The organism is Aquimarina latercula DSM 2041 (assembly GCF_000430645.1).
In the GTDB taxonomy this organism is placed as follows: Bacteria; Bacteroidota; Bacteroidia; order Flavobacteriales; family Flavobacteriaceae; genus Aquimarina; species Aquimarina latercula.
This window is the reverse complement of the sequence record NZ_AUMK01000004.1, coordinates 505,647-524,283: the sequence shown is the minus strand read 5'-3', so window position 1 is coordinate 524,283 and position 18,637 is coordinate 505,647. Positions and strand designations below refer to the sequence as shown.

Below are 18,637 nucleotides of genomic sequence, written 5' to 3'. Positions count from 1 at the left end.
TTAGAAAAAGGGGCTTTTATTCATCTACCTATTTCTAGTTAGGAATTATAACGGGCGATAATACCATAACTTGATCTATCACGTGTATAACACCATTAGTGGCTTGTATATCTGTTATGGTAATATTGCTGGCATTTATAGTATCTGTTCCTTCAGGACGGACAGTTTTTGCTGTAGCATCTATAGTTATTTCTCCAGTTATGCCGAAAAGATTGCCATCAACTAAATTTATTTCTCTAAAGTTAGAATCAGGAATAACATGAATATTTAATGAATTCTCTAAAATAAGTTCTGGAATATCACTAGGAGTACTCCAAGAAGCATCAGTATCTAGTAGAGCATTAAAAGCAGTATTATTTGGTGCAAAAACTGTAAAAGGGCCCTCTCCTTGTAGTGTAGTAACATAGTCAAAACTATAAGCGGTTAAGGCTTCTACTAATCTTGAAAAATTTGGATCTGCTGTAGCAAAAGTGGTTACATCAGGTAAACCAATTACTGCGTCTATTTTATGGATAATACCGTTAGATGCCGCGATGTCCGGTGTGCTTACAGTAGCACCTCCATTAAAAACTACTCCATTTGTTGTATTGTAGTACATGCTAATAGTAGATCCATTAGGGCCAGCAGTTGAGGAAGTTTCAGTATAACCGGCTACATTGTTAGTAAGCGTAGTGGAACTAACTTCTCCAGGAATTACGTGATTTAATAAGATTTGTTGTAATTCATCTGTTGGCACAGCGCTAATATCTGCATAATTGTTTGCAGTTAGAAAGGCTTGAATAGCTGTATCTGTTGGAGCTAAAACAGTGAATGGTCCACTACCATTAAGTACAGATACTAAATCTCCATCTGCAGCAGCAAGAGCCATTACCAATAAAGATAAATCTGAGTCTGCAGTTGCTATAGCAACTATATTATCATCTGTGGGTATGATAACATTACCATCATCATCATCGCCACAAGATGAAGCTGTTAAAATTAATGCTGTTATTACAATAGCATTGGTGACTTTTGAAATAATTTTCATTTTTTTGAGTTTTAAAAGTTAAAATTTGTTCAGATAAGCTAACGGAGTATTTATTTCATATATTTTCAATAATTTGTTAAACAAAAGTTAACAAGGTCTGGTTTTGAGATTAGTTAGTTGTTTTTTTAGAAGTTTTAATGTTTTTTTTGTAGGATTTTTTTACCTAAAAAAATAAAATATTTTCTTTTGATTATATTTTTGATGAATATTGGTACGTTTTTTGGATTATGAAATTACTAAAAATGAAATAAAACCATGCGAAATAGATTTTTGTTTTTCGTTTTTGTTTATATCACTGCTATAGGATATGCTCAGAAGTTTAATTCTTTTGATGCAGACGGTAAGAGACATGGAAAATGGCAGAAGAAATATGAGAATAGTGATCAACTTCGTTATGAAGGGACTTTTGATCACGGAAAAGAAGTAGGAGAGTTTAAGTTTTATAAGCCAAATAGTGGAACAATGCCAACGGCTATTAAAGTTTTTACTTCTGACACGGATAGTGTGCAAGTAAAATATTTTACAGCTAAAGGAAAGGTAATTAGTAAAGGAAAAATGCTTGGTAAAGAAAGAGTTGGAGTATGGACTTATTATCATAAAGGATCCCCTGAAATAATGATGACTGAAGAATATAAAGCTGGAAAATTAGATGGAGAACAGAAAACATATTTTGAAAATGGTCAGCTAACCGAAAAAATAATTTATACTAATGGTAAAAAGCAGGGTAAACGAATAGTATATTCTCAGAAAGGTGTTTTAATTAAGGAGTTTACTTATGTAGATGATCAATTGCACGGAATTACGAAGTACTATGATGTAAAGGGAAAAGTTAAGATAGAAGGTGCTTACAAAAGAGACCGTAAAGATGGAGTGTGGAATTATTATGAAAATGGAAAATTATTAGAACAGAAAACATTCCCTATTGGAAAAACAGGTTCTTAGTATCGATTTTTAGAATCGATAGATAGATAAAACCTTAAGGCAATGCACAAGCATTGCTTTTTTTATTTGTTATTTTTGCAGATAATTTTTAAAATAAATATTTCTTCAATTTTTTGAAGATATTAAGTATAGAAAACGTTGGTAATGAAAAGGGTTATTGTAGGTTTATCGGGAGGAGTAGATTCAAGTGTAGCAGCATATCTTTTAAAGGAACAAGGATATGAAGTGATAGGTCTTTTTATGAAAAATTGGCATGATGATTCTGTTACTATTTCGGATGAATGCCCATGGTTAGATGATAGTAATGATGCTTTACTTGTAGCCGAAAAATTAGGTATTCCTTTTCAAACAGTTGATCTTAGTGAAGAGTATAAGGAACGTATCGTGGATTATATGTTCAACGAGTATGAAAGAGGAAGAACACCGAATCCAGATGTACTATGTAACCGAGAGATTAAGTTTGATGTTTTTTTAAAAATAGCAATGTCGCTAGGTGCGGATTATGTTGCAACTGGACATTATTGCAGAAAAGATACAATAATAAAAGAAGGAAAAGAGGTGCATCGCTTATTGGCAGGAAAAGATCCTAATAAAGATCAATCTTATTTTTTATGCCAATTATCACAGGATCAATTGTCAAAAACTCTTTTTCCGGTTGGTGAATTACTAAAACTTGAAGTGAGAGAGATTGCAAAAGAACAGAATCTTATTACTGCTGATAAGAAAGATTCTCAAGGATTGTGTTTTATAGGAAAAGTAAGACTTCCAGAATTCCTTCAACAAAAGTTACAACCAAAACAAGGAGATATTATTGAGATTTCTTCATCAGAAGAAATGTATAATAGAACAGCTCCGAATTTTAATTCTAAAAAAGAAGAGTTAGAGTTTCTTTCTTTAAAATATGAATATGATATAGCTGATGGGAAAGTAGTTGGGAAACATCAAGGGGCGCATTATTATACAAAAGGGCAACGAAAAGGTTTAGCGGTAGGAGGTACTCCAGAACCATTATTTGTTATTGAAACTGATGTGAAGACTAATGTGATTTATACCGGACAAGGTAAAGCACATCCTGGTTTGTATAGGAGGGCTCTTTTTATTAGTAATGAAGAATTACACTGGGTAAGACCGGATCTTAAATTACAAATAGATCAAGAATTAGATGTAATGGCAAGAATACGCTATCGACAACCACTGGATAAGGCAACTTTGCATCAAGTAGATTCTGGTATGTATATTGTTTTTGAAAACCCTCAGAGTGCAATTACAGAGGGACAATTTGTTGCTTGGTATATTGATGAAGAATTAGTTGGGTCTGGAGTAATTTCGTAAGTTATTTCAATTATTTTCTAATTCCATTACTATTTTATCTATTAAATTCGGATTTTTACTGCTGAGGGTAAATTAATAAAATCAGAAAATTTGAAAAGTGGAAAATTTATTGAGTTAAATAATCTGTCAAGCGGTCTGTATTTAATAGAATTAATTTCGGGTACCTCGCGTCATACAATGAAGATATCTAAAAACTAATGAACAAGGTTAAAGAACTTTTTAAAATTAAATATCCCATTGTTCAAGGTGGGATGATTTGGGCAAGTGGATGGAAGCTTGCAAGTGCAGTTAGCAATTCTGGAGGTTTGGGACTTATTGGGGCAGGTTCTATGTACCCAGATGTGTTAAGAGAACATATTCAAAAATGTAAAAAAGCAACGGATAAACCCTTTGGCGTAAATGTTCCAATGTTGTATCCAAATCTTCAAGAAATTATAGAAATTATAATTGAAGAGAAAGTTAAAATAGTATTTACATCTGCAGGTAATCCTAAAACATATACCTCTTACCTTAAAGAAAAAGGTATTACTGTAGTACACGTGGTAAGTAGCTTGAAGTTTGCTTTAAAAGCACAAGATGCTGGAGTAGATGCTGTTGTAGCGGAAGGTTTCGAAGCAGGAGGTCATAATGGAAGAGATGAGACTACTACTTTAACTTTAATTCCTATGGTCAAAGAGAAGATTAAAATTCCTTTAATTGCAGCTGGAGGCATCGCCACAGGTTCTTCTATGTTTGCTGTGATGGCATTAGGAGCCGATGGAGTTCAAGTAGGTAGTAGGTTTGTAGCAAGTGAAGAAGCTTCTTCTCATCAGAGTTTTAAACAAATGGTGGTTGATGCTAAGGAAGGTGATACACATCTTACATTAAAGGAGTTAGCTCCAGTAAGAATGTTGAAAAATAAATTTTACAATGATGTTGCAGCATTGTATGATAAAGGAACATCATTAGAAGAGTTAAAAACATTATTAGGGCGTGCAAGAGCAAAAAAAGGAATGTTCGAAGGAGATTTGGTAGAAGGAGAACTTGAAATAGGACAGGTGTCAGGTTTGATTAATGATATCAAACCAGTTGTTGAAATAGTGAGAGATCTAGTCTCTGGTTTTAAAGAAATACAGAAATCAATGAATAAAATTCAGTTTTGATTACTTTACTTTGGAAAATACTAAATCCGTAATGTATTTCTCACAAATATTTAAAGTATCATAAGAATTTAATTTTTTTTGTATAAGCTTTATGTTATTGTAATAAATATCAGCCTCTAATATTTTGTTTGCAGCATTTTGTATAGAGATAATCCTTGGTCTTTCCGTTTTTAGATCGATACCTAATCCGCAATAATCAATACGTGCACAAATCTCATTTTTACCTTCATTAATACCTGCAGTAATCATTGGTACTCCATGCTTAATACTAATCATGATGCTCCCGTATCCGCCATTGGTAATAAAAATATTTGTTAATGGCATTATTTCATCAAAAGGTATAAAATCTTCTATATGGATGTTTTTATGGGGATATTTCTTTTGTAATAATTTAGTTTCATTATGTGCGGTAGCTACTAAAATATTATAGTTAGTATTTTTAAAAGCTTCTAATGATGGGATAATAAGTTTTTTATTGTTTTTTTCTACTGTGCCCTGAGAAATTAGAATGGTTTTTTTACTGGGATCTAATATTTTTTTCCAATCTTTAGTTTTCCTATTATGATGATTGATTGACCAAGTATCTAAAGCTCCAACATATTGTATCGTTTTAGGTATAGTGTATCTTGGGTAATCCATCTCCGGTATTCCATTTTGTAAGAAGATAGAAGAGTTTAATGGTGAGATGTCAAAAATATTATGTTTTTCTTTGGGTAGATTCAAATTTTCTAATAGTTCATTGTATGCTTCTTTAGTATCTCTAAATAGTAATTTTTCTGCCATTAACTTTATAAAGTTTTGTTTTCGTTTACTCAAAAAATTAGTAGCAGGCTGATGTCCTAAACCGTATTGAGGAATATCTGGTGAGGATAGTGCTAATGGAACAACCCCAATACCAACAACTGGAATATTTAATTTATCTTTTATAATGGTACCAGGAAATGTATTGTCGAATACTAAGATTTCGAAAGAGAATGATGAAGATACTTCCTTGATATCTAAGTAGTAATCTTTCATTCTATTTATGAAAAGATTTATAATATCAAATTTTATATGAGATATTCCTTTTAGTTTTTTGCGTTCTGGATATGCTTGATCTAATTCTGATACTTTGATTTCTTTGGATTTTTTAAAAGGAATATAAGGGATTCCCATCTGTTCTAATTTTTTTTCATAAACTTTTCCTGTATACCATCTTACATCATGTCCTTTTTTCTTTAGATGCACGGCTAATTGGGTCATTGGATTAAAATGCCCGTCAGCGGGTATACAAGCAAAAAGAATTTTAATAGAGTGCATATAAATTGTATTACTGTTAAGAGAACTTCAAATCTATAGTTTTTTTATAAAAAATTACTTTTATTCTTAAATTATAAGGAGCATGATATTATCCTTATTTTTGAAATAAAACTATACAATGAACTCTAGGGAAAATCAATTAAAAGCTTTTGATAGGTTGCTTACTATAATGGATGAATTGCGAGAGCAATGTCCATGGGATAAAAAACAGACATTACAGTCACTTAGACATCTTACTATTGAAGAAACTTATGAACTAGGTGATGCGATATTAGATAATAATTTAAATGAGGTTAAAAAAGAGCTTGGAGATTTACTATTACATATAGTTTTTTATGCTAAAATAGGAAGTGAAACTAAAGATTTTGATATTGCAGATGTAGCCAATGAAATATGTGAAAAATTAATTAGTCGTCATCCTCATATTTATGGTGATGTAGAAGTAATTGATGAAGAAGATGTAAAACGAAATTGGGAGAATTTAAAACTTAAAGAAGGTAAGAATAGTGTTTTGGAAGGTGTTCCTAAGTCTTTACCTGCTTTAGTCAAAGCAAGTCGTATACAGGATAAGGTTGCAGGAGTTGGTTTCGATTGGGAAGAGCCACAACAGGTTTTCGAAAAACTAGAGGAAGAATTAGGAGAACTTCAAGACGAAATTGAAAAACAAGATGCTGATAAGATAGAGTCTGAGTTTGGCGATGTATTATTCTCGATGATCAATTATGCTCGTTTCTTAAATATTAATCCAGAGGACGCGTTAGAACGAACCAATAAAAAGTTTATAAAACGGTTTCAGTATTTGGAAAAAAAAGCAAAAGAAAAAAGTAAGAGTTTACAGGACATGACACTTGCCGAAATGGATGTGTTTTGGGAAGAAGCGAAAAAAATATAATATAATGATGCTTTTTTTCCATTTTTCGGATAATAAAAATTATAATTTTATTGATATTTTGTATGTTATTTACGGTAATACCATATTTGTTTAAAATAAATTTTAGTTTCAAAACTGTTGATTTTATTGAGTTTTTTAGTAAGATATTATCGGGAGACGCTCTATTGTGAAAAAATTAAGAAAAAGTTGTCGTAAATTAGAATCAATAATTATTTAGTAATAATTGTGTGGCTAACTCAAAAAAATATAAAAAAATATCTTTACTAGGTATCTTTGTTTTATTTTCCATTTCTTCAACCATATATGGTTTTGGTAGCAATGGAATAATAGATGAGGAGAATACTTTGTCCTACACTCAAGATAGGTATGATACTAAAGAGCAATATCAATCTGTAATTGATAGGTATCTTAATGCATTAGAAGAAAAACAAGCGGATTCTTTATCAGTATTTCAGAAGTTGGCTTTTACCTATTCCGAAATGAGAGAACCGGAGCTTGCCGTACAATATATTGATAGGTATGTGAAAGCAAGTTTGGATATTTCTTTTGCAGGTCATAGTTTCTTTAATAATATAAGTGACTCTGAACCTTATCAGCTATTAGCAAATAAGTATCTCAAAAAAGTTGATTTGTGGTCGATTTTTTGTTTGTATGTCGGTTTCATTGGTTTTTTTGTTGCGATAGTTCTAAATCTTAGAAAGCGTTCGGACAAAGTGGCGAATCTTTTAATGAGTTTTTTTGTATTACTACATTCTTTTTTTATTCTACATATCTGCGCGCTATTGACAAATTATCAATATTATTTTTCACATAGTTTGTACATATCTACTTCTTTTTCATTTTTATATGGTCCTTTAATTTATTTTTATTTTAAAAGAGTTATTAATAAATATGTTTTTAAAACTATAGATCTTTTACATTTAGTTCCTACTGTATTATTAATTGCATTCTTGTTGTTGCCAGTATATTTTTTATCAGCAGAAGAAAAATTAAAAATGATGTTAAATGGTACCGTTCCGCATGGTGCTTTAATCACTATTGTGAAATTGATGTCACTTATGATTTATGGCGGATTGGTTTTAAAAATTTATATTAAGTCAATTAGAAACAAGAGATCAGTTTTACGCTTTGAATCTGTTTGGCAAAGAAATATTGTAATTTTTTGTTCTGTATATATAGTCACATATAGTATTTATGCATTTTTAATTATTTCTAAAATTTACAGTGGTTTTCTATTCAATATGCAGGTTGGATTAATGGCGTTATTAGTATTGTATGTAAGTTATACTGCTTTTGTTCAACCTAGTATTTTCGGAAGCCTAAAGGTGATCAAGACTAAGCCACAAAATAAATTACCTGTTACTAAGTATGTAAAATCTGGACTTACGGAAAGCTTATCAGCAGAATTAAAAGAAAAATTACTGTATTTATTAAACGAAGAAAAAATCTATAAACAAAATAATATAACCCTTCAAGGGCTCTCAGAGTTAATGGACACAACGAGGCATAATACTTCTCAGATAATAAATGAACATTTTAATTTAAACTTTTTTGAGTTAATTAATAAATATAGAATCGAAGAAGCAAAAGAGCTTTTACAAGGTGAAAAGCATAAAAAATTTAATATTATTGATATCGCTTATGAAGTAGGTTTTAATAATAAAGTAACCTTTAATAAGTCTTTTAAAAAGTATAACCAAATCACACCTTCGGAATATCTAAAAACATTTGTAGCTTAGTTTAATTAGGGTACGTTTTAGTAAACATTCTTCGGAATTAAGTAAACATTATTCGGTAAAGGTAAACCTTGATAAGGGTTACCCGACTTTATATTTTCTATCCTTTCTTTTACATTGTAATCATAAAAGGGATGTGCATTTTCTATAAAGACTTTGTTCAAGTTTTATGAAATGTAATATTTGAGTTAGCCATGAAGATATTCATTATTGCCATCTCATTATGGTTACATTATTTTCGTTTTAATGATTAAATTTAATTGTATTTAAAGTATTAATATATTGGTTTTAAGTTTTTTAAATTATTTTTATGTAATTTTTAAACTTGTTTTTCGACCAATGGGATGTTCGATTAGTTTTATGAAAATAATAATAAACATATAGTATTTTTATCTACACAGATTTTTCAGCATATTATGTTACAAACTCAACTAAACCTAAAATCTGCTTATTGTTGTATATTTTTACTTTGTTTTCTTTTTAGCAGTGGTCTATTTGCAAAGAATAACAATGTGAACTTAGTGGTAGATTTTATTTCCGACACCACGCATGCTTTAGCTAAAGCTGATACGCTTTTTAGTTTAAAAAAATATGATCTGGCAATTTCGATATACAAAACGTTATTAATTGATGATTATAAGGATCCTAATTATTTACATAAAAGGTTAGCCTTTTCTTATGCTAAATCTGATCAGCCAGATGAGGCTAGTGTTTTTATTGAAAAATACATTCTAGGTACACTTGATGTATCATTTGTAAATCATAGTTACTTCGATTCAATCAAAACATACGATAAATTTAAAATATTGCAAAAAAAATACCAAAGCAAAATTAACGGATGGGCTTTATTTTGTTTATATGTAGGATTTATTGGTGTTTTTATTTCTACTATTTTAATATTTAAACCTACTAAAGATCGATTAGGCAATCTTTTAATTGGTTGTTTTTTATTACTCCATTCTCTTTTTATTCTTAGAGTTAGTATTCTTATTACTAATTATGAATTTTATTTACCACATACATTATATATATCCGCGTCTTTTTCTTTTTTATATGGCCCGTTTATTTATTTCTATTTTAAAAGAATCAATCAACAACATAAATTTCGAAAAGTTGATTTATTGCATTTGCTACCAACGCTTTTGTTTTTGATTTTTATGATACCTATATATTCTTTATCGAGTGAAGAAAAATTATATATGATTATTCATAACGAAAGACCTTATGTTATTTTAATAATGATAGCAAAATTAATTTCATTAATGATTTATGGATTGTTGTTAGTAATGGAACACTTTAATAAAAGAAAGAAAGAGAAGACTTTGGATATATCAAAAAAGAATTGGCAAAGAAACTTAATAATGTTTTATAGTCTTTACGCTGCATTTTATGGAACATATACATTTATTTTCAGAAAATATGAAATGGGAAGTTTATTATTTAATCTTCAAATTTTTCTAATGAATTTGTTAGTGTTATATATAAGTTATAATACGTTTTTTAATCTAGCACTTGTTAGAGATAATAAAAATAGATCTCTAAAAACTCATAACATTAATAAATTGAATCCTTTTAAATATAGTTCTTCAAGTTTAACAACAGAATTGTCGATAGAATTAAAAGATAAACTTGTTAAGCTTATGGACAAAGAAAAAGTATATCGAAAGAATGATATTACTTTGCAAAAAATAGCCGATCTATTAAACACAAATAGGCATAATACCTCGCAGATTATAAATGAACATTTTGGACTAAATTTCTTTGATTTAATTAATTCATATAGAATTAACGAAGCTATGTCAATTTTAAAAAAGAACAAATCTGGGGTTGTCAATATTATTGATGTTGCCTATGAAGTAGGGTTTAATAATAAAGTTACTTTTAATAAATCTTTCAAAAAGTATAATCAGATTACTCCATCCGAATATTTAAGAAGTTTTAGTGTCTAACTAAAAAAATAGTTCTCTCATTTTTATTTTTTAGTATTATAATTAAAGATGTAAAATGCTTTTGTTTTTGATTTTTGTTAAAATCAAACCCTTACAATAGAAAGCTAAGTAAATAAGTAAAATTTCATCGGTAAAAAGGTAAAGCTTGATCATTTTTAACTAGTTGAAGTCCCATAATCACTTGTTTTGTCAAATATTGCTAGAAAGAGAAGGAGAATTTTTTAATCTACAGAATGCCTTATACATTTTATAAAAAGTCAATAGATAGATTGAATTAGCCATCATTATCATATTCTTTTTCTCTTTTTGCAATTTCTAACGGAGGTTTAATTTTATGAAATTTAATTTATGAAACAAATTAATTACAAATTACTGTTGTTTGTATTTTTTGTATCCAGTATTTCTTTAGCACAAGAAAAAATGATCACTGGATTAATAACGGATAATAAAGACTTACCCTTACCGGGAGTTAATGTTATTGTTAAAAACACATCCAACGGAACGCAAACGGACTTTGATGGAAATTATAGTATAAAGGCAAATAGAGGAGCTGTACTATCGTTTAGTTATGTGGGTTTTGCTACCAAAGAAATCGTGGTAGGCGATTCAAATAATATTAATGTGCAATTAGAAGCCTCGGCAGCTGAGTTGGAGGAAGTTGTAGTAGTTGCTTATGGATCGCAGATCGAAAAAAAATTGGTTACCAGTATTACTACAGTTTCAAGTGATGATATACAGGATATTGTTGCCGATTCTCCACAAAATATACTACAAGGACAAGCGGCAGGAGTACAGGTTTTTTCTAGTTCTGGAGGTTTAGGAGCTTCTCCTACAATTAATATTAGAGGTACTAATTCAATTGGTAGTAACACAAGACCATTATTTGTTATCGACGGAATAGTACTAGGTGATAACTTTACTACTTTTGGACAAGGTTCGGGACAAGGGATTAATCCTTTGGCTAATATAAACCCAAATGATATTGAAAGTATTTCTGTTCTAAAATCAGCAGCAGCAGCAGCATTATATGGTTCACGTGGAGGCAATGGAGTTGTATTGATTACAACTAAGAGCGGAAGAAAAGATGGAAAAGTTACGGTGGATATAGACATTAACACATCTTTTGCATCTATTACAGATTCGCCAGATTTATTAAATGCTCAAGAATTCATTGATTTTACAACACTTATTAGAAATGGTTCAGCGGTAGGAGCAAGTCCATTGACTAGTGCTGGAGGAGAGTTTGATGCTTTAGATGCGGTTTTGAGAACTGCTTCGACACAATCATATAATTTTAGTGTGCGAGGTGGTAATCAAAATGGAAACTATTTTATTGGCGCAACAAGAGAAGACCAAGAAGGTATTAGAGTAGGTGATAATCTAGAGAGAACTAGTTTTAGATCAAATGTCCAAGCGAAAGCAGGTAACTGGTTGACAGCAACATTAAATGCAAATATCTCTCATAACAGATTTGATAGAGTACCAGCAGAGAATGCTTTTGCTTCTCCATATACTATTGCATTATTACAAAGACCAGATGTAGAACCATTTGATGATGAAGGTAATTTTACGACAGCTGGTAACGTAGGTGGGGGCAATGTAATAGCTCAAGAACTATTAAATCTAAATTTATCGACAACTACACGAATCGTTGGAAATGGATCTTTAGATTTTAATTTATCGTCTTTATTAGATGGATTAAGTTTTAAACAAGATTTTGGAATAGATAGGGTGTTTACAGAAAACCAACAAAGAAATGTTGATCTATTAACTCCAGGTGGATCTGCGGCAAACTCCGTTTTCCAACAAAATAGATATATACTTAATAGTATTCTTACCTATAATAAGAGTTTCGGTGATTCACATAATTTAAATGTTTTTGGAGGATTCTCTTATGAAGATAATGCTTTTAGAAATGTACAAGCTCAAGGTACAGGTTTCTTATCTGATGCTCAATTGAATATTGAATCAGCTTCGACATTTCCTGTTACTTCTTCAAGCGGAGATGCAACTAGATTAGTTTCTTATTTAGGTAGAGCTTCTTATGACTACGCAAATGGTAAGTATATTGTTGAAGGTACTGTAAGAAGAGACGGTTCTTCAAGATTTGGTGCAAACAATAGGTTCGGTACATTTTGGTCGGCGGCAGTAGGATGGAATGTTTCTGATGAATCATTCATGCAGAACGTTGATTGGATTCAAGGATTAAAATTAAATGGGAGTTATGGTACAACTGGTAATGATAGAATAGGAAACTTCCCTTCTTTAGGATTGTTTACAGGAAATAACTTTAATGGTAATTCAGGGTTAACTCCATTCACTTTGGCAAATCCAGATTTACGTTGGGAAAGTACTACGACTTGGGATGTAGGGTTAACTGCCGCTTTTTTTAATAGAAGATTGTCTTTTAATGTAGAGTATTATGAAAGAGTTACAGATGATTTAATTTTATTTGTTCCTGTGGATCCTACATTTAATTTTGGACTGAATGGAAGAAATGAAAATATTGGAGAATTACAGAATACGGGTGTAGACTTTTCTATGGACGCTGTGATTTTTAAAGGAGCTAATGACGGTTTTAAATGGACCTCTAGTCTAAATCTTGGATTTAACAAGAATGAAGTTACAAGTCTTCCTGAATCAGCAAGCGTAGATGAGAATGGAAATAGGTTTGTTGCTCAAGCAGGTGGGTCACTTGCATTTTCAGGACAGAGAGCAATAGAAGGACATTCTGCAAATTCATGGTATTTGATTCCATATATTGGAGTTAATCCTCAAACAGGTGATGCTGAATGGCTTGATGCTGATGGTAATCCTACAACAACCCCAACGGATGCAGATAGAAGAATAGTTGGTCAAGCAAATCCTGATGTAGTTGGAGGATTTTCGAATGTGTTTACATATAAAAATTGGTCGTTAAATACATTATTTAACTTCTCTGTAGGTAATGACATATTATTAACTTCTAGAACATTTACAGAAAACCCAATAAGCGGTTTTAATAAATCATCAAGAGTTTTAAGTGTTTGGCAACAACCAGGAGATCAGGCTCTAATACCTAGTCCCGATAGCCCAACAATAAATACATTTAATCAAAATTCTACAGCTCAATTAGAAGATGGGTCTTTCCTTAGATTAAAGAATGTAACTTTAGCATATACACTTTCTGATAATTTTTTAGATAAGATTTTTATTAATAAAGTAAGGTTATATGCTACTGCTACAAACTTATTGACTTTTAAAAGTGATGGGTTAGATGGTTATGATCCAGAAGTATCAAATGGATCTAATGGTGCTGGTGCTATAGGACAAGATTTCTTTACTTTACCACAAGCTTCAACATATACTTTTGGTATTAATTTGTCCTTCTAAACAATTTAACGATATAATATACACGTATGAAAACAAGTATAAATAAAAATAATAAGTTTAGTTTACTAGTAATTTTACTGGTAATACTAACGACTTCTTGCGAAGATAGAATAGAATTATTACCAGAGGATGATACGGCTAATGAGGTTGTGTTTTCAAACGGTTCCTTAGCATTAGGAGCTGTAACAGGTATATATAATAGAGCACAACAGGATAATGTACTTAACGGAACATTACAATTTATTACAGAGTGGCAGTCTGATAATGTAGATTTCATAGGTACTTTTACCACATTTGGAGAGATAAGAGATTATGCTACATTATCTGCTAATGGAGCGGTATTTGGTATATGGGATGATAGTTACGAAGTTATCGGAGCTGCAAATCTAGTTATCGATAATGTTCCTTTAGTACCAGATGAGAGCTTTACAGAAGAACAACGTACAGGAGCTATAGCAGAGGCTAGGTTTTTAAGAGCTTTAGTATACTTTAATATCTCAACAATTTTCGGACAACCTTTACAAATTGGAGCAGGAGCAAATAATTTGAGCGTACCTCTTGTAGTTACATCAGAACAAGGTCAAGAGTTACCTAGAGTAACTTTAGGGCAAATATATGATTTTGTAGAAACGGAATTATTAGCTATCATTCCTGATTTAGAAACCAATAATAGAATAGGAGCTAGTTCAAGAGCCGCTGAAGCGCTATTAGCGAAATTGTATTTGTATCAAGAACGTTGGGGTGATGCTGCAAATTTTGCAAACGATGTAATTAACGATTCCTTCTATAGTTTAGCTCCTGATTATACTTTTTATGACTCTCCAGATTCACCAGAACATGTATTTACATTAATAAATGATGCAGTAACAGGTCAGACATCTGGGCAAGGATTTTCAGGATTAAGTAATCCTGTCCCTGGAGGAAGAGGTGATGTTCCTTTTTCTCAAAATTTGTTAGATGCATATGCTGAAGAGCCTGGAGATTTAAGATTTGATAACTTGACTCAAACTGGACCTGGAGCTGAAGGTGCGGATAGAATATTTACTAATAAATTTCCGGAGGACGTTAACAACTCTGATGACGCACCTGTATTAAGAATTACAGAAATGTATTTAATAAGAGCAGAGGCTAATTTTAGAGCAAGTTCTTCTGTGGGTTCAACACCACTGGAAGATATTAATCTATTAAGAAATAGAGCAGGATTATCTGATTTAACAAGTGTTGATTTAGATATTATTTTAAATGAAAGAAGAAAAGAATTGGCTTTTGAAGGACAAAGACGAATGGATCTTTTAAGAAACAACTTGAGTTTAAGAAGACCGGATCAACCAAACGAAGCTCTTTCTGCTCCAGGTATGGATAAAACTATATATCCAATACCTCAAGGGATTAGGGAATTATCTCCATTTATAGAACAAAATCCTGGTTTCTAATTATAATAAAACATGTAAGGAAAGGGAAGGTCTACTGAAAAGTAGACCTTTCTTTATTCCATATTTCAAGATTTAAATTTGTGAAGCATATTATTTTGATGGTTAGATATAAAAGGTAAACATATAGTATAATTGAATTTGATTAACTATTAACTTATAGCTATTAGATGTATAGATTGTTCATTTCGTTTAATTGATTAATCCCTTTAGTGAAATACAATGAAACGTCTTGATTAAATATAAAACACTACTATTCATTTTCATAAGTAAATTTTTATCGGCAAGGTAAACGTTGATAGGCTTTATCCATTTTTTTGACTTCTATAAGTTCCTTTATCACTCAATCATTAAAGGAACGGGCAAGAGATTACCAATAATAATTGTGTAGTTTAATCATATTGGTGATGTTATTATTGAGTTAGCCTTCAATATACTCTTGCCTTCTTTTATGTTATGACTAAATATTGGAGTATAAATCTTGAAAAATTTCAATTATGAAAATCAACCATTACAAATTATTAATACTCGTTTTTTTTATATCGAGTATTGCATTAGCGCAACAAAGATCCATATCTGGAACTGTAACAGACAGTAACGGATTACCTATTCCAGGAGTTAATATAATTATTAAGAAAACAAAAAGAGGAACCCAAACAAATTTCGATGGAATCTATTCTATAGAAGCAGAAAATCAAGAAATTATTATGTATTCTTTTCTTGGATATATTTCGCAAGAAATAATAATTACCAATCAAAATATGATAGACGTAGTCCTTGAAGAAGATGTTAGTGCTTTAGAAGAAGTGGTAGTAGTAGGTTTTGGGACACAATCTAGAAGGAAAATTACAGCTAATATAGCTTCTATTTCTTCTGATAAAATTAATGAAATACCAACTCCAAGTTTACAAAGTACCCTGACAGGTAAAGCAGCAGGCGTACAAGTAACACAATTAAACGGTAAAGTAGAAGGAGGAGTAAAGGTAAGAGTTAGAGGAATATCTACAATATCTTCTTCTCAGGAACCTTTATATGTAGTAGATGGTATTCCAATAACTAATTCTGATGAATCTATTAATGATTCCCCAATTAACCCTTTAATTGCATTAAATCCTAATGATATAGAATCAATCGATATTCTCAAAGATGCTTCTTCTGCCGCTATTTATGGAGCCAGAGGAACGAATGGAGTTATTATTATTACAACAAAACAGGGGAAACAAGGGAAAACAAAAGTGTCACTTAATTCTTCTTATGGAGTTAGTAGTGCTACGAATATTAGAGATTGGCTTAATGCAGAACAGTATGTAGAATTAGTAACAGAATCTGCATTAAACGCTGGTTTTACTCAAGCCGGAATAGAAGGGCAATTTGATTTTTATGCTAATGGATTAGATTGGAGAAATGGAGAAGTCGATACGGATTGGCAAGAATTAGCTTTGGTAGATGGATCAGTACAAGATTTTGGAGTATCGGTTTCAGGTGGAAGCGAAAAAACAAGATTTTTTATGTCTACCGCATATAATAATACAGATGGTATTGTTCGTGGAAATCAATTAGAAAGATATTCTTTTAGAACAAATATAGATCATACACTTTCTGAAAAGTTTAGAGTGGGAACTAATTCAAGTGTTTCGAAATCTATAATAGACAGAATTTCTAATGATAATGCATTTGCAACCCCACTTCAGGCAATAGCGCAATCACCACTTTCTCCTGCGTATTTAGCAGACGGTGTTTCTCCTAATAATGAATCTACGGAATATTATAATTTTTTGACAGAAGAATTTAATGGAAACTTCAAAACGAATATCTGGAGAGTATTAGCAAATGTGTATGCTGAATATAAAATTCTACCTGAATTAAGTTTTAGATCAGAGATAGGATATGATTTTCTATCTCAGGTAGCAGAACGTTTTTCCGGAAGTCTTACTGAGTCAGCTTCGGTTGGTGGATTTGGAACTGCAAATGCTGTTCAAACAGAAAAGTATAATTTAAATAACTACTTCACCTACAATAAAAGGTTTAATGATACTTTTGATTTTGAAGGAACCTTAGGAATGAGTTATGAAGATAGTCAGCGAAGATTGCAGTTTGCCCAAGGTCAAGGTTTTCCTTCTGATGATTTACAAACATTAAATAGCGCAGCAGAAATTACAGCAGGTGGATCTAGCCGAACTAGATTTAATTTTCTCTCTTACTTTGGTAGAACTACACTTTCAATTGCCGATAAATATCTGTTCAATGCAAGTTTACGATATGATGGTTCTTCTAGATTTGGGGATGAAAATAGATTTGGATGGTTCCCAGCAGCATCAGTGGGATGGATAGTTTCAGAAGAATCGTTCCTTAATAGTTCAGAAGTTGTTTCACTGCTAAAACTTAGAGGAAGTTGGGGAATTACAGGTAATGCAGGTATTGGAAATTTTGCAAGTTTGAGTTTGTTTCAAGGAACTCCATATAATCAAAGAGCGGGATTAGCTCCTACTCAGTTAGGAAATCCAGCACTTAAATGGGAAAAAACAACTCAGGTGGATATAGGATTAGATTTTGGTTTCTTAAATAATAGAATCTCTGGAGAAATTGATTACTATGTAAAAGATACCGATGACCTTCTGTTAAATGAGCCTGTTCCGGGAGCTTCAGGTTTTCCTAATATTACTAGAAATGTAGGAGAAATGAAAAATAGAGGATTTGAATTCATTATTAATACAAAAAATATTGTTTCTGCAGATGGTAGTTGGAGTACATCATTAAATCTTTCTACGATTGATAATGAAGTAACTAAATTGCCAGGTGGAGATATTATAGCAGGGAGAAACATTGTACGAGAAGGTGAAACGGTTTCTTCATTTTATGTAGTAGAATTTGCAGGTGCTGATCCGGCTAATGGAGATGCTTTATTTGTTAGAAATACTGTGAATGCAGATGGTTCAATTGATAGAAGTACTACAAATAATTTTAATGAGGCAGATAGAATTATAGCTGGTAGCCCTTACCCTGATTTTATAGCTGGTTTTACTAATAATATATCTTATAAAGGAATTGATTTTGCATTTACTTTTCAAGGAGAATGGGGTGCCTCGATATATAATAACGGCGGACGATTTCAATCGGGAAATGCAAGATTTTTCGATAACCAAACTACAGATCAATTAAGAAGATGGCAACAACCAGGAGATATCACGGATGTTCCACAAGCTCGTTTGTTTAGTACAAATGGACAGCAGGCATCTACAAGATACCTTCAGGAATCAGATTTCATAAGATTAAGAAATTTGACTTTAGGATATACCATACCGCAAGAGGTAACAAAGAAATTTTATATGGAACGAGTAAGAGTTTATTTCACAGGTTTTAATTTACTCACTTTTACTGACTATGATGGATACGATCCAGAATCTACTGCGGATTTTAACGGAGATTCTAATATTCAAGTAGGAGAGACTTTTTATTCAGCTCCTCCTGCTAAAACATACACACTAGGTATAAATATTGATTTTTAAAAACGTATTG

Annotated in this window: 12 protein-coding genes; 10 read left to right on the top strand and 2 right to left on the bottom strand. The window is 31.4% G+C overall.

Annotation, left to right across the window (positions count from 1 at the left end; translation table 11 throughout):
- Positions 1-34 precede the first annotated feature (34 nt).
- On the bottom strand, positions 35-1,027 hold the full coding sequence (locus H526_RS0106355) for a fasciclin domain-containing protein (protein ID WP_027392223.1): 993 nt from the start codon (positions 1,025-1,027) through the stop codon (positions 35-37).
- A 255-nt stretch (positions 1,028-1,282) separates the two neighbouring features.
- Between H526_RS0106355 and H526_RS0106350 the strand changes: the two genes are divergently transcribed.
- The 4 genes from H526_RS0106350 (at position 1,283) to H526_RS0106340 (ending at position 4,443) form a co-directional block, all read left to right on the top strand.
- Complete coding sequence (locus H526_RS0106350; protein WP_035084612.1) at positions 1,283-1,969, top strand: toxin-antitoxin system YwqK family antitoxin; 687 nt, start codon at positions 1,283-1,285, stop codon at positions 1,967-1,969.
- A 144-nt stretch (positions 1,970-2,113) separates the two neighbouring features.
- Entirely contained in the window at positions 2,114-3,301 is a 1,188-nt protein-coding gene (gene mnmA, locus H526_RS0106345) for a tRNA 2-thiouridine(34) synthase MnmA (RefSeq protein WP_027392221.1), read from the top strand.
- Between the two features lie 45 nt (positions 3,302-3,346).
- Entirely contained in the window at positions 3,347-3,499 is a 153-nt protein-coding gene (locus tag H526_RS32600; protein ID WP_081415564.1) for a T9SS type A sorting domain-containing protein, read from the top strand.
- Positions 3,499-4,443: an NAD(P)H-dependent flavin oxidoreductase gene (locus tag H526_RS0106340; RefSeq protein WP_027392220.1), complete on the top strand. Its 945-nt coding sequence runs from the start codon at positions 3,499-3,501 to the stop codon at positions 4,441-4,443. The genes H526_RS32600 and H526_RS0106340 overlap by 1 nt, the downstream gene beginning before the upstream one ends.
- Here H526_RS0106340 and H526_RS28500 read toward each other — a convergent pair whose 3' ends face one another.
- Positions 4,444-5,742 carry a glycosyltransferase gene (locus tag H526_RS28500; RefSeq protein WP_035084609.1) on the bottom strand — a complete coding sequence of 433 codons (1,299 nt, stop codon included), beginning with the start codon at positions 5,740-5,742 and terminating at the stop codon, positions 4,444-4,446.
- 118 nt (positions 5,743-5,860) lie between these two features.
- Between H526_RS28500 and mazG the strand changes: the two genes are divergently transcribed.
- From mazG to H526_RS0106305, 6 genes are all read left to right on the top strand, one after another.
- A complete protein-coding gene (gene mazG, locus H526_RS0106330; RefSeq protein WP_027392219.1) occupies positions 5,861-6,634 on the top strand; it encodes a nucleoside triphosphate pyrophosphohydrolase in 774 nt (257 codons plus the stop codon).
- A 227-nt stretch (positions 6,635-6,861) separates the two neighbouring features.
- Complete coding sequence (locus H526_RS28495; RefSeq protein ID WP_051336013.1) at positions 6,862-8,373, top strand: helix-turn-helix domain-containing protein; 1,512 nt, start codon at positions 6,862-6,864, stop codon at positions 8,371-8,373.
- Positions 8,374-8,882: 509 nt separating this feature from the next.
- Complete coding sequence (locus H526_RS28490) at positions 8,883-10,319, top strand: helix-turn-helix domain-containing protein (protein WP_162144479.1); 1,437 nt, start codon at positions 8,883-8,885, stop codon at positions 10,317-10,319.
- Positions 10,320-10,667: 348 nt separating this feature from the next.
- Positions 10,668-13,691, top strand: coding sequence for a SusC/RagA family TonB-linked outer membrane protein (locus H526_RS0106315; protein ID WP_035084607.1), 3,024 nt, complete (start codon positions 10,668-10,670; stop codon positions 13,689-13,691).
- A 26-nt stretch (positions 13,692-13,717) separates the two neighbouring features.
- A complete protein-coding gene (locus H526_RS0106310; RefSeq protein ID WP_027392215.1) occupies positions 13,718-15,124 on the top strand; it encodes a RagB/SusD family nutrient uptake outer membrane protein in 1,407 nt (468 codons plus the stop codon).
- A 494-nt stretch (positions 15,125-15,618) separates the two neighbouring features.
- On the top strand, positions 15,619-18,627 hold the full coding sequence (locus H526_RS0106305) for a SusC/RagA family TonB-linked outer membrane protein (RefSeq protein ID WP_027392214.1): 3,009 nt from the start codon (positions 15,619-15,621) through the stop codon (positions 18,625-18,627).
- The last annotated feature ends 10 nt before the right edge of the window (positions 18,628-18,637 follow it).